At 65.1% G+C, this 11,742-nt stretch carries 14 protein-coding genes; all 14 read right to left on the bottom strand.

Annotated elements, in window-relative coordinates:
- Positions 1-114 precede the first annotated feature (114 nt).
- The gene (locus ABE459_RS10760) at positions 115-330 is read right to left on the bottom strand and encodes a TOBE domain-containing protein (RefSeq protein WP_101322556.1); all 216 of its coding nucleotides are present in this window, start codon (positions 328-330) and stop codon (positions 115-117) included.
- A gap of 29 nt (positions 331-359) precedes the next feature.
- Entirely contained in the window at positions 360-1,172 is an 813-nt protein-coding gene (gene ssuB, locus ABE459_RS10755; protein ID WP_125857101.1) for an aliphatic sulfonates ABC transporter ATP-binding protein, read from the bottom strand.
- On the bottom strand, positions 1,172-1,969 hold the full coding sequence (gene ssuC, locus ABE459_RS10750; protein ID WP_110992184.1) for an aliphatic sulfonate ABC transporter permease SsuC: 798 nt from the start codon (positions 1,967-1,969) through the stop codon (positions 1,172-1,174). The genes ssuB and ssuC overlap by 1 nt, the downstream gene beginning before the upstream one ends.
- A 10-nt stretch (positions 1,970-1,979) precedes the next feature.
- Positions 1,980-3,128, bottom strand: a complete 1,149-nt coding sequence (gene ssuD, locus ABE459_RS10745; RefSeq protein ID WP_110992183.1) for an FMNH2-dependent alkanesulfonate monooxygenase — start codon at positions 3,126-3,128, stop codon at positions 1,980-1,982.
- 60 nt (positions 3,129-3,188) lie between these two features.
- Entirely contained in the window at positions 3,189-4,154 is a 966-nt protein-coding gene (locus ABE459_RS10740; protein ID WP_110992182.1) for a sulfonate ABC transporter substrate-binding protein, read from the bottom strand.
- Between the two features lie 95 nt (positions 4,155-4,249).
- Entirely contained in the window at positions 4,250-4,843 is a 594-nt protein-coding gene (gene ssuE / locus ABE459_RS10735) for an NADPH-dependent FMN reductase (protein ID WP_125462205.1), read from the bottom strand.
- A gap of 340 nt (positions 4,844-5,183) precedes the next feature.
- The gene (locus tag ABE459_RS10730; protein WP_110992180.1) at positions 5,184-5,585 is read right to left on the bottom strand and encodes a biopolymer transporter ExbD; all 402 of its coding nucleotides are present in this window, start codon (positions 5,583-5,585) and stop codon (positions 5,184-5,186) included.
- 1 nt (position 5,586) lies between these two features.
- On the bottom strand, positions 5,587-6,309 hold the full coding sequence (locus tag ABE459_RS10725) for a MotA/TolQ/ExbB proton channel family protein (RefSeq protein ID WP_110992179.1): 723 nt from the start codon (positions 6,307-6,309) through the stop codon (positions 5,587-5,589).
- Between the two features lie 30 nt (positions 6,310-6,339).
- The gene (locus tag ABE459_RS10720) at positions 6,340-7,149 is read right to left on the bottom strand and encodes an energy transducer TonB (RefSeq protein ID WP_323830032.1); all 810 of its coding nucleotides are present in this window, start codon (positions 7,147-7,149) and stop codon (positions 6,340-6,342) included.
- Positions 7,150-7,514: 365 nt separating this feature from the next.
- Positions 7,515-8,504 carry a sulfate ABC transporter ATP-binding protein gene (locus ABE459_RS10715; RefSeq protein ID WP_110992176.1) on the bottom strand — a complete coding sequence of 330 codons (990 nt, stop codon included), beginning with the start codon at positions 8,502-8,504 and terminating at the stop codon, positions 7,515-7,517.
- 3 nt (positions 8,505-8,507) lie between these two features.
- Positions 8,508-9,380, bottom strand: coding sequence for a sulfate ABC transporter permease subunit CysW (gene cysW / locus ABE459_RS10710; protein WP_110992175.1), 873 nt, complete (start codon positions 9,378-9,380; stop codon positions 8,508-8,510).
- Positions 9,381-9,393: 13 nt separating this feature from the next.
- Positions 9,394-10,212: a sulfate ABC transporter permease subunit CysT gene (gene cysT, locus ABE459_RS10705; RefSeq protein ID WP_110992174.1), complete on the bottom strand. Its 819-nt coding sequence runs from the start codon at positions 10,210-10,212 to the stop codon at positions 9,394-9,396.
- A gap of 206 nt (positions 10,213-10,418) precedes the next feature.
- Positions 10,419-11,426 carry a sulfate ABC transporter substrate-binding protein gene (locus ABE459_RS10700; protein ID WP_125462203.1) on the bottom strand — a complete coding sequence of 336 codons (1,008 nt, stop codon included), beginning with the start codon at positions 11,424-11,426 and terminating at the stop codon, positions 10,419-10,421.
- A 48-nt stretch (positions 11,427-11,474) separates the two neighbouring features.
- Positions 11,475-11,657 carry a sulfur starvation response protein OscA gene (gene oscA, locus ABE459_RS10695; RefSeq protein WP_016712582.1) on the bottom strand — a complete coding sequence of 61 codons (183 nt, stop codon included), beginning with the start codon at positions 11,655-11,657 and terminating at the stop codon, positions 11,475-11,477.
- Positions 11,658-11,742 lie beyond the last annotated feature (85 nt).

Genomic DNA, 11,742 nt, shown 5'->3' with positions numbered 1-11,742 from the left:
CCCACATGGTCCGCGCAAGTTCTTGACCCTGCGCAGTACCTGTGGGAGCGGCGGTGCGGCGATCCGATTTACCCGCGAAGGGCTGCGAAGCAGCCCCGATATCGAGCAGCAGCATCACAGCTTGGCGATGGACACCTCGGTCGATTTCACAAACGCGATTACTTCACTGCCTACCTGCAGCTCCAGCTCCTTCACGGAACGGGTGGTGATCACCGAAGTCACCACGCCCGAGGCGGTCTGCACGTCGATTTCCGACAGTACCGGGCCTTCGAGGATTTCCTTCACGGTGCCTTTGAACTGGTTGCGAACGTTGATGGCTTTGATGGTCATGGCTGATTTCCTTTGATTGGCTTCGGGGTTCAATGCGCCCAACGCAGCTGCGTGGGCAAAGGGGCTACAGGTTCCGGCTCGGGCGGGGTGCCCGGGGCGGACAGAACACGGTCCAGCACTTCACTTTCCAGGCTTGCCAGGCGGTGCGAACCACGCGCCCGAGGGCGCGGCAGGTCGACCAGCAGGTCGAGGCCGACGGCGCCGTCCTCGATCAGGATCACCCGGTCAGCCACGGCGACGGCTTCGCTGACGTCGTGGGTGACCAGCAGCACGGTGAAACCGTGCTGACGCCACAGGCGTTCGATCAGTTGCTGCATCTCGATACGGGTCAATGCGTCCAGCGCGCCCAGCGGCTCGTCCAGCAGCAGCAGGCGCGGCTGATGGATCAACGCCCGGGCCAGGGCAACCCGTTGCTTCTGGCCGCCGGACAAGGCCGCTGGCCACTCATTGGCGCGGTCAGCCAGGCCGACCGCCTCCAGGGCATCCAGCGCCCGTTGCCGCCAGTCGCCGGACAGGCCCAGGCCGACGTTGTCGATCACCTTCTTCCACGGCAGCAGGCGGGCGTCCTGGAACATCAGCCGGGTGTCCTCCCGGGCCTCGGCCAGTGGCGCGGCACCGGCCAGCAATTCGCCGGCGCTGGGGTTGTCGAGCCCGGCCAGCAGGCGCAGCAAGGTGCTCTTGCCGCAGCCGCTACGGCCGACGATGGCGACGAACTGGCCGGCCGGAATGTGCAGATCGATGCCCTTCAACACTTCGCGCTGGCCAAAGGTCTTGCGCAGGCCGTTGGCGGCCAGCGGGATGCCACGCAGCAGGCGTGGCGGCTGCTCTTTGAGCACGGTCATCATGCACCCTCCTTCTTGGCGACCTGATAGGCCGGGTGCCAGCGCAACCACACACGTTCCAGGCCACGGGCGGCCAGGTCGGCGAGCTTGCCGAGCACGGCGTACAGCACGATCGCCAGCACCACCACGTCGGTCTGCAGGAACTCACGGGCGTTCATCGCCAGGTAACCGATGCCGGCGTTGGCTGAAATGGTCTCGGCGACGATCAGGGTCAGCCACATGAAGCCCAGGGCGAAGCGCACACCAACCAGGATCGACGGCAGCGCCCCCGGCAGGATCACCTGACGGAACAGGCCGAAGCCCGACAGCCCGTAGCTGCGCGCCATTTCCACCAACGCCGGGTCGACGTTGCGGATGCCGTGGTAGGTGTTCAGATAGATCGGGAACAAGGTCCCCAGCGCCACCAGGAAAATCTTTGCCGACTCGTCGATACCGAACCACAGGATCACCAGCGGGATCAGCGCCAGGTGCGGCACGTTGCGGATCATCTGCACCGAGCTGTCGAGCAGGCGCTCGCCCCACTTCGACAGGCCGGTGATGAAGCCCAGCAGCAGGCCGAGGCTGCCGCCGATGGCGAAGCCCAGCCCGGCACGCCAGCCACTGATGGCCAGGTGGGTCCAGATTTCGCCGCTGCGCACCAGCTCGACCCCGGCGCTGACCACCGCGCTCGGGGCGGGGAGGATGCGCGTCGACAGCCAGCCAGCGCTGACCGCCAGCTGCCAGACTGCCAACAGCAGCACCGGCAGCGCCCACGGCGCCAGGCGCTTGGCCCAGGAGGTTGAGGTATCAGCACCCATGGTCCGGCCCTCAGCTCTGCGACACGGCTTTGGGCAGGATGTCGTTGGCGACCATTTCGCCGAACGGGCTCACGTAACCACCGGTTTTCGGTTGCTCCGGGCGCTGCACATCCAGGTGCGGGAACAGCAGTTCAGCGACGCGGTACGACTCTTCCAGGTGTGGATAACCCGAGAAGATGAAGGTATCGATGCCCAGGTCTGCGTATTCCTTGACCCGCGCCGCCACGGTCGGGCCATCGCCCACCAGCGCAGTGCCGGCACCGCCGCGCACCAGGCCGACGCCGGCCCACAGGTTGGGGCTGACCTCCAGGTTGTCGCGGTTGCCGTTGTGCAGCGCAGCCATGCGTTGCTGGCCGACCGAATCGAAGCGCGCCAGCGAAGCCTGGGCGCGGGCGATGGTGTCGTCGTCCAGGTGCGAGATCAGCTTGTCGGCGGCAGCCCAGGCCTCTTCGTTGGTTTCCCGCACGATCACGTGCAGGCGGATACCGAAGCGCACTTCACGGCCCTGGGCGGCGGCTTTCTCGCGCACCTGGGCGATTTTCTCGGCAACGGCGCTCGGTGGCTCGCCCCAGGTCAGGTACAGCTCGACCTGTTCGGCAGCCAGGTCCTGGGCGGCCTCGGACGATCCGCCGAAATACAGCGGCGGACGTGGTTGCTGGATCGGCGGGTAGAGCAGCTTGGCGCCCTTCACCTGGATGTGTTTACCGTCGTAGTCGACGTTTTCACCTTCCAGCACCTTGCGCCAGATGCGGGTGAACTCCACCGAGGCCTCGTAGCGCTCCTGGTGGTTCAGGTGCAGGCCGTCACCGGCCAGCTCGTCAGGATCGCCGCCGGTCACCAGGTTGAACAGCGCACGGCCGTTGGACAGGCGATCGAGGGTGGCGGCCTGACGCGCGGCCACGGTCGGCGAAATGATCCCCGGGCGCAGAGCGACCAGGAACTTCAGGCGCTCGGTCACCGGGATCAGCGACGCGGCGACCAGCCAGGAGTCCTCGCAGGACCGCCCGGTGGGGATCAGCACGCCGCCGAAGCCGAGGCGGTCGGCGGCCTGGGCGATCTGCGCCAGGTAGCCATGGTCGACGGCGCGGGCGCCTTCGCTGGTGCCCAGGTACTTGCCGTCACCGTGGGTGGGCAGGAACCAGAAGATGTTCAGGCTCATTGGAGTTGTCTCCTCAAGGGTGGCTCGAGCCGGGGGCTGGCCCCGGCACTGGCGAATCGATCAAGGCGCGCTGGCGACCTTGGCGGGGGGTGTCCAGATCACGTCCTTGATGCTCAAGGGCTTGGGGATCAGCTTCAGGGCCTGGAAGGTGTCGGCGATCTTCTGCTGCGCGGCGATCACTTCCGGGGTCAGCGGCGCGGCACCGTAGCCCTGGCGCTTCACCGAGGTCAGGGTGATGTCGGCGGGCAGGCCGAGCAGCGGCGCGACCTGGTCGGTCACCTCCTGGGGGTTGGCCTGGGACCACTGGCCCACCGTGCGCACTTCCTCGACCAAGGTGTTGATCACCGCCGGGTGTTGGGTGGCGTAGCTGCGGGTGGCCAGGTAGAACTGGTGGTTGTCGACCAGGCCCTTGCCGTCACGCAGGGTACGCGCCTGCAGCTGTTGCTCGGCGGCGGCCTGGTACGGGTCCCAGATCACCCAGGCATCGACGCTGCCACGCTCGAAGGCGGCGCGGGCGTCGGCCGGCGGCAGGTAGACCGGCTGGATGTCGGTGTATTTGAGGCCGGCGTCTTCGAGGGCACGCACCAGCAGGTAATGAACGTTCGAGCCTTTGTTCAGCGCGACTTTCTTGCCCTTGAGCTCTTTCACCGACTGGATCGACGAGCCCTTGGGCACGAGGATCGCCTCGCTGTGCGGGGCTGGCGGCTCATAGGCGACGTAGAGCAGGTCGGCGCCTGCGGCCTGGGCGAATACCGGCGGGGTTTCGCCGGTGACACCGAAGTCGATCGAGCCGACGTTGAGCCCTTCAAGCAGCTGCGGGCCGCCGGGGAACTCGGTCCATTGCACGTCGATGCCCTGTTCCTTCAGGCGCTTCTCCAGCGAGCCCTTGGCCTTGAGCAGCACCAGGGTGCCGTATTTCTGGTAACCGATACGCAGGCTCTCGGCCTGGGCTTGGGTAATGGCGCCGAAGGACACAGCCGCCGCAAACAGGGCGACCAGACCACGACGCAAGAAGACTGTGCGCATGGCGCTCTCCTGTGCGAGTTGGGTTCGGGTTGCACCTGCTTGCCTCGTTGACGGGCGAGTAAGGTGGGACAGCAGTGAAGCGATGGATCAGTGGCTCAGATGCTCCAGCGGGCACTGAGCAGGCGTTCGTTGAGCACACCCGGTGCGACCGGCCGAGGCCGCCGCGCCAGGGCGCCATGGAAGGTTTCCAGCGAATCCTGCAGGCGCTGCTCCAGGGCCGGGGCCAGCTGCGCAGGGCGGTTGCCTTCGCCGTAGGCGATCTGACTGTCGTCGGCGAAGATCCCTTGCAGGGTCTCCTGCGCCTTCAAGGCAGACAGCACCGGCTTGAGCGCGTAGTCCACGGCAAGCATGTGGGCGATGCTGCCGCCGGTTGCCACCGGCAGTACCACCTTGTGTTCCAGGGCACGCTCGGGCAGCAGGTCGAGCAGGGTCTTCAGCGCGCCGGCAAACGAGGCTTTGTACACCGGGGTGGCCACCACCAGGCCGTCGGCCTGGGCCACCAGTTCGATGAAGTGACGCACCTGCGGGCTGTCGAAGCGCGCATGCAGCAGGTCTTCGGCGTTGAACTCACGCACCTGGAAGGTCACCACTTCGACTCCGCGCTCCTGCAGCCAGTCGCGGGTGCGCTCTAGCAGCACGCCGGAGCGTGAACGAAGACTTGGGCTACCACCGACAGAAACAACCAGCATTGAAAGCGCTTCCTTCGATTCGATTTGCAGGGCCGCGAGGGGTTGGCCCCGCTGGATGGAAGTGACCTTAACAGCTGGTCACATATATCCATAAATCATATTTTTTCATTTGTTTATTCGTTTTATGACTATGCAATCCCTCAGGCCTCATCGCTGGCAAGCCAGCTCCCACCTCGACCGAATATACCCAGCCATACGCGAACCCTGTGGGAGCTGGCTTGCCAGCGATGAGGCCAGCACCAGCAACGCAACACAGTGCAGTGAAGGCCCCATAAAAAAAGGGCCATCCCCTGCCAAGGAAAATGGCCCATAAGCACTTGCCTGAAGAGGGTATTGCTGGTCAGCGCGCGGTAATCACCGCCAGCTTGGTAATGCCGGCCCGTTCGATGGCCGCCATGGCCCGGGCGACTTCGCCGTAGTTCACGCCATCGTCGGCCTGCAGCTGCACGCGCAGCTCGGCGTCCTTGCCTTTGGCGGCCTTGAGGTTGGTTTCCAGCAGGTCGGGCTGGATCTCGTCCTTGTTGATGAACAGCTTGCCGCTGCCATCGATGCTCACCACCAGTGGGTCCTTCTGCTCCACCGGGGCCACGGCCTCGGTCTTGGGCAGGTTGATGGGGATGGCGTTGGTCAGCAGCGGCGCGGTGACGATGAACACCACCAGCAGCACCAGCATGACGTCCACCAGTGGCGTGACGTTGATTTCACTCAATACTTCATCGCTGTCCTGGGTCGAGAAGGCCATGTCAGGAGGCCTCCTTCACAGGTTGGTTGAAGCCGGCCTGCTGGCGCTGCACCGCCGGGTGCAGCAGCACGCGGAAGGCACTCTTCTGCGCCAGGCTGTAGAAGTCGTGGGCGAAGTCGTCGAGGTCGGCAGCGGTCAGCTTGAGGCGGCGCAGGAAGTAGTTGTAGACCAGCACCGCCGGCACCGCGACGGCGATACCCACGCCGGTGGCGACCAGCGCCGCGCCGATCGGGCCGGCCACGGTTTCCAGGCTGGCCGAACCTGCCGCGCTGATGCCCTTGAGCGCTTCCATGATGCCCCACACGGTGCCGAACAGGCCGATGAAGGGCGAGGTGCTGCCGATACTGGCGACCACCGCCAGGCCGGTTTCCAGCGAGCGGCGCTCGCGCACGATCTGCTGGCGCAGGGCGCGCTCGAGGCGGTCCTGATGGTTGATGGCCTGGCTCAGGTCATTGGCCTGGCCGGGTTCGCCGACGGCGATGGCGGCGTAACCGGCCTGGGCGACGCGGGCGGCGGGGCCGGGTTGCTGGTGGCTGATTTCGGCGGCGGAGTCGAGGCTGGATGCGGCCCAGAACTGCTGGTGGAAGCGCTTGTCCTGGCGCTTGAGGCGCACGAACTGCACGACCTTGACCAGGGCCAGCGCCCAAGTGGCCACGGAGAAACCGACCAACAGCCAGATGACGGCGCTTTCAACGGATTCGAGGGGGGATGCCAACAGGCTCATGGTGAAGTCCTTCCTTTGTGCGGTGGCGAATTAACGAAGCTTGAAATCGATGGGTACGCTGACCCAGCCGGCCAGGGCCACGTCGCCCTGCTTGGCGGGGACGAAGCTCCAGCGCTTGACTGCGGCCAGCGCGGCAGCATCCAGGGCGTCACGGCCACTGCTCTTCTGCAGCTGGATCTGCCCGGGCTTGCCGCTGGGCAGCACCTCGACGCGCAGCAGCACGGTGCCTTCCCAGCCACGGCGCAGGGCCATCTGCGGGTACTCAGGGGCCGGGTTCTTCAGGTACGCGGCGTTGGCCGATGCCGGGGTCACCGGGGCCGGCGCGGGTGGTGCGGCTGGCGCGGGCGGTGCCGGGGCAGCCACCGGCGTTGGCGGCGGTGCTTCGACCGGTTTCGGCTGTGGCTTGGGTTGCGGCTTGGGTTGCGGCTTGGCCACCGGTTTGGGCACTGGTTTCGGCTTGGGCTTTGGCTTGGCGGCCAGCTCGTCGACCACCGGCGGTGGCGGTTCCACCACAGGCGGTGCCGGAGCAGGTGGCGGCGGTTCGACGACTGGCGGTGCGGGCGCGGCGAACTCGATGGTCATGGGCGGGATCTGCGGCGGCACGACCGGCAGCGCCGGGGTCGGCGCCTGGCTGATCCAGTAGGCGGCGGCGCCATGCAGCGCCAGCACCAGCAGGCCCAGCGCCAGCTTGTCGCGGCGCTTGAGGCCGCTCACCGGCGTGCGCTGCAGGCGCAACTGGCCAAGCGGCAGGCGCAGTGTGCGTCCGAGCTCGACCAGGTCGCCCGATGCCGGGTGCCATGGCTGCTCAAAGGCCCTGACGGCCGACTGGACATTACCCATTGCTGAAACTCCTGGGGTCTCGATTCAGGTGTGTGGCTGAATCATCGACGGCGGAGGCTTAGGCCATAAAGTAATGTTTAAAGTTAACGTTATAGCTTTTATGAATATTGATTTTGATGTGCTGTTTGTAGGCCGCGTCGTTCGTGGCTTGTAGCAGGCCGCCAAGTCAACGATGCCTGAGCTGCATTGAAAATATTCGTGAAAGGCATCGAATCGCTGCGAGGGCTGCGCCCTCGTTCGCGGGTAAACCCGCTCCCACAGACTTTGGCGCCGGTCCTTGTGGGAGCGGGTTTACCCGCGAATACGATGGCGCAGGCAAAAAAAACCCGGGACCAGGCCCGGGTTCTTCATTCACATCCAGTCGCTCAGATATCGGCCACCTTCTGCCACACCTTCGGCCGGAAGAACAGCGTCTCCCCCCGCGCCAGCCCGGTCAGGCTGTCGTGGTCCTTGACCACCTCGGCCTCGATCAGCTCGCTCTGCCCTTCCACCTTCAAGGTCACCCGGGTGGTCGCGCCCAGCGGGCGAATGTCACGCACCTCGGCGGCATGGTGGCCTTCGGTTTCATGGCGCGACAGCGACACTTCGTGCGGGCGGAACAGCACATGGTGCCCTTCGCTGAGCGCCAGGCGGTTGGAGTCGCCGAGGAAGTGGTAGACGAAATCGTTGGCCGGCTTCTCGTACACCTCGCCCGGCGAGCCGATCTGCTCGATCACGCCCTTGTTCATCACCACTATGCGGTCGGCCACTTCCATGGCCTCTTCCTGGTCGTGGGTGACGAACACCGAGGTCAGGTTGATGTCCTCGTGCAGGCGCGCCAGCCAGCGGCGCAGCTCCTTGCGCACCTTGGCATCCAGCGCCCCGAACGGCTCGTCGAGCAGCAGCACCTTGGGTTCCACCGCCAGGGCACGGGCCAGGGCGATACGCTGGCGCTGGCCACCGGACAGCTGCTCGGGGTAACGGTCGGACAGCCAGTCGAGCTGGACCATGTTCAGCAGCTCATGGACCTTCTCGGCGATCTTGCTCTCGCTCGGGCGCTCGCCCTTGGGTTTCATGCGCAGGCCAAACGCGACGTTGTCGAACACACTCATGTGGCGGAACAGCGCGTAGTGCTGGAACACGAAACCGACGTTACGGTCACGCACGTCGTGGCCCGAAACATCCTCGCCGTGGAACACGATGCTGCCGTCATCCGGCGTTTCCAGGCCGGCGATGATGCGCAGCAGGGTGGTCTTGCCGCAGCCGGACGGGCCGAGCAGGGCCACCAGCTCGCCGCTGTGGATATCCAGGTTGATGGCGTTCAGGGCCTGGAAGCTGTTGAAGCGCTTGCTGACATTACGAACTTCGATCGACATGAATCATTCCTCCGCGGCGCTGTGGCGCAGGCGGTTAATACGGTTCTCGCTCCACTGCTTGAGCAGCAGGATGAAGAGCGCCAGGATCAGCAACAGGCTGGCCACGCTGAAGGCCGCGACATGGTTGTACTCGTTGTAGAGGATCTCCACGTGCAGCGGCAAGGTGTTGGTGACGCCACGGATATGCCCGGACACCACCGACACCGCGCCGAACTCGCCCATCGCCCGCGCGGTGCACAGCACCACGCCGTAGATCAGGCCCCATTTGATATTCGGCAGGGTGACATGCCAGAACATCTGCCAGCCGTTGGCGCCGAGCAGGCGCGCGGCCTCCTCTTCCTGGGTGCCCTGCTCCTGCATCAGCGGGATCAGTTCACGGGCCACGAACGGCACGGTGACGAAGATGGTCGCCAGGACAATGCCCGGCAGGGCGAACACGATCTGGATATCGTGGTCCTGCAGCCACGGGCCGAACAGGCCCTGGGCGCCGAACATCAGCACGTAGACCAGGCCGGCGATTACCGGCGACACCGAGAATGGCAGGTCGATCAGGGTTACCAGCAGGCTCTTGCCACGGAAGGTGTATTTGCTCACGCACCAGGCGGCACTGACCCCGAACAGCAGGTTCAGCGGCACCGAGATGGCCACCGCCAGCAGGGTGAGCTTGAGCGCCGACAGCGCATCGGCCTCGAAGATTGCCTCGAAGAACGTGCCGAAGCCGTTCTTGAGCGCCTGGGACACCACGATCACCAGCGGCAAGGCCAAGAACAGGGCGAAGACGATCCAGGCCAGGGTAATCAGCACGCGGCGCGAAGTGGCGCTGCCACGCCGGGCGGCGTTGGCGGCAGCGCTCGCGCCAAGGGTCGATGAAGACATTAGCGGGCCTCCTTCAAGGGGTTTCGATGCGCCGCTGCAGCAAGTTGATCAGCAGCAGCAGGATGAAGGAAACCACCAGCATCAGCACGCCGATGGCGGTGGCGCCGGTGTAGTCGTACTGGTCGAGCTTGACCATGATCAGCAGCGGCAGGATCTCAGTCTTCATCGGCATGTTGCCGGCGATGAAGATCACCGAACCGTACTCGCCCACGCCGCGGGCGAAGGCCAGGGCGAAGCCGGTCAGCCAGGCCGGCAGCAGCGCCGGCGCCAGGATGTGACGGAACACCTGCAAGGGCTTCGCGCCCAGGCAGGCGGCGGCCTCTTCCACTTCACGCGGGATGTCGGCCAGCACCGGCTGCACCGTGCGCACCACGAACGGCAGGGTGACGAAGGTCAGTGCCAGGGTGATGCCCAGTGGGGTGTAGGCGATCTTGAAGCCCAGGTCGGTGGCGAACTGGCCGACCCAGCCTGCCGGCGCGTACAGCGCGGTCAAGGCGATACCGGCCACGGCCGTGGGCAGGGCGAACGGCAGGTCGATCATCGCGTCGATGATCTTGCGACCGGGGAAGGTGTAGCGCACCAGCACCCAGGCCAGCAGGGTGCCGATCACGCCGTTGATGATGGCGGCAAACAGGGCGGTGCCGAAACTCAGCTTCAGCGCGGCGATGACCCGCGGCGCGCTGACGATGTTCCAGAACTGTTCCCAGGTCAGCTGCGAGGCATGGATGAACATGGCCGCCAGCGGTATCAGCACGATCAGGCTGAGGTACACCAAGGTGTAGCCCAGCGTCAGCCCGAAGCCGGGTATGACGGGGGATATACGACGTGACATAAAGGTCCCTGGTTGAACGCACGAAGCCCGGGGTCGGTCCCGGGCACATGCAGGCTACTGAAGGGTTTTCTTTGTGGGGCTGCTACGCAGCCCTTTCGCTGGCAAGCCAGCTCCCACAGTTGCAGTGCATACCCGCTTCCTGTGGGAGCCGGCTTGCCGGCGAAAGGGCCGCTAAGCGGCCCCGCTCCTATTCATTTCATTGCCGATCACTGTGCCTGATAAATCTGGTCGAACACACCGCCGTCATTGAAGAACTTCGGCTGCGCAGTCTTCCAGCCACCGAAGTCCTTGTCGATGGTCACCAGGTCCAGTTTCGGGAACTGCTTGGCAAACTCGGCGGCGACTTTCGCGTCACGCGGACGGTAGAAGTTCTCGGCGGCGATCTTCTGGCCAGCCGGGCTGTACAGGTGCTTGAGGTATTCCTCGGCGATCTGCTCGTTGCCCTTCTTCTCGGCGTTCTTGTCGACCACGGCCACCGGCGGCTCGGCGAGGATCGACAGCGACGGCACGACGATCTCGAACTTGTCGGCGCCACCGTCTTCTTTCAGCGCCAGGAAGGCCTCGTTCTCCCAGGCCAGCAGCACATCGCCCTGGCCGTTGTTGACGAAGGTGATGGTCGAACCACGGGCGCCGGTATCCAGCACCGGTACGTGCTTGAACAGCTCCTGCACGTAGGCCTTGGCCTTGTCTTCGCTACCGCCGGATTTCAGGCCGTAGGCCCAGGCGGCGAGGAAGTTCCAGCGGGCGCCGCCGGAGGTTTTCGGGTTGGGGGTGATCACCGAGACGTCCTTCTTGATCAGGTCGCCCCAGTCCTTGATGCCTTTCGGGTTGCCCTTGCGTACCAGGAACACGATGGTCGAAGTGTACGGGGTGCTGGCGTCCGGCAGGCGCTTCTGCCAGTCCTCCGGCAGGGTCTTGCCGAGCTTGGCGACTTCATCGATGTCGCCGGCCAGGGCCAGGGTGACCACGTCGGCGCGCAGGCCATCGATCACCGCGCGGGCCTGCTTGCCCGAACCGCCGTGGGATTGCTGGATCTTCACCTTGTCGCCCGGGTGAGCGGCTTGCCAGTGCTTGATGAACTCGGCGTTGTACTGCTGGTACAGCTCGCGGGTCGGGTCATAGGACACGTTCAACAGTTCGAAGTCCTTGGCGATCGCGGAACCGGCAAAAACGGCGCTGGCCAGGGCGGCAAGCGCATAACGGCGGATGGACATGGTGAAGCTCCCGATTGGCATTTTTTCTAATTAGGGGTTGTTGCGTGGTCAGCCGGCCTTGTTGCCGGGCTGCTGCAGGCGGAACTTCTCCTTGCGTTCGATCTGCACCACCTGGGCGTTGTGCACGGTGATCTCCACGGCGCCGAAGCGCAGGTCGCGCAGGGCACTCTGGATTTCACGCAAGATGGTGGCTTCGTCCTGACCGTCGATGCTGCGCAGTGATGCACTCATGCTCGTTCTCCTTGGAGTAAGGGTGCCGGGCAGAGGTTTGAAGGGGATATGCGCCTGGCGTGAGAGCCATAGTAGTGAGGCGGGG

The sequence above is a fragment of the Pseudomonas sp. TWI923 genome (assembly GCF_039673365.1).
In the GTDB taxonomy this organism is placed as follows: domain Bacteria; phylum Pseudomonadota; class Gammaproteobacteria; order Pseudomonadales; family Pseudomonadaceae; genus Aquipseudomonas; species Aquipseudomonas sichuanensis.
This window is presented reverse-complemented; position numbering and strand designations above follow the sequence as displayed.

Bases quoted from the DNA above. Each gene is read 5' to 3' on its own strand.
- ABE459_RS10760 (WP_101322556.1), bottom strand. From the start codon at position 330: ATGACCATCAAAGCCATCAACGTTCGCAACCAGTTCAAAGGCACCGTG.
- ssuB (WP_125857101.1), bottom strand. From the start codon at position 1,172: ATGACCGTGCTCAAAGAGCAGCCGCCACGCCTGCTGCGTGGCATCCCG.
- ssuC (WP_110992184.1), bottom strand. From the start codon at position 1,969: ATGGGTGCTGATACCTCAACCTCCTGGGCCAAGCGCCTGGCGCCGTGG.
- ssuD (WP_110992183.1), bottom strand. From the start codon at position 3,128: ATGAGCCTGAACATCTTCTGGTTCCTGCCCACCCACGGTGACGGCAAG.
- ABE459_RS10740 (WP_110992182.1), bottom strand. From the start codon at position 4,154: ATGCGCACAGTCTTCTTGCGTCGTGGTCTGGTCGCCCTGTTTGCGGCG.
- ssuE (WP_125462205.1), bottom strand. From the start codon at position 4,843: ATGCTGGTTGTTTCTGTCGGTGGTAGCCCAAGTCTTCGTTCACGCTCC.
- ABE459_RS10730 (WP_110992180.1), bottom strand. From the start codon at position 5,585: ATGGCCTTCTCGACCCAGGACAGCGATGAAGTATTGAGTGAAATCAAC.
- ABE459_RS10725 (WP_110992179.1), bottom strand. From the start codon at position 6,309: ATGAGCCTGTTGGCATCCCCCCTCGAATCCGTTGAAAGCGCCGTCATC.
- ABE459_RS10720 (WP_323830032.1), bottom strand. From the start codon at position 7,149: ATGGGTAATGTCCAGTCGGCCGTCAGGGCCTTTGAGCAGCCATGGCAC.
- ABE459_RS10715 (WP_110992176.1), bottom strand. From the start codon at position 8,504: ATGTCGATCGAAGTTCGTAATGTCAGCAAGCGCTTCAACAGCTTCCAG.
- cysW (WP_110992175.1), bottom strand. From the start codon at position 9,380: ATGTCTTCATCGACCCTTGGCGCGAGCGCTGCCGCCAACGCCGCCCGG.
- cysT (WP_110992174.1), bottom strand. From the start codon at position 10,212: ATGTCACGTCGTATATCCCCCGTCATACCCGGCTTCGGGCTGACGCTG.
- ABE459_RS10700 (WP_125462203.1), bottom strand. From the start codon at position 11,426: ATGTCCATCCGCCGTTATGCGCTTGCCGCCCTGGCCAGCGCCGTTTTT.
- oscA (WP_016712582.1), bottom strand. From the start codon at position 11,657: ATGAGTGCATCACTGCGCAGCATCGACGGTCAGGACGAAGCCACCATC.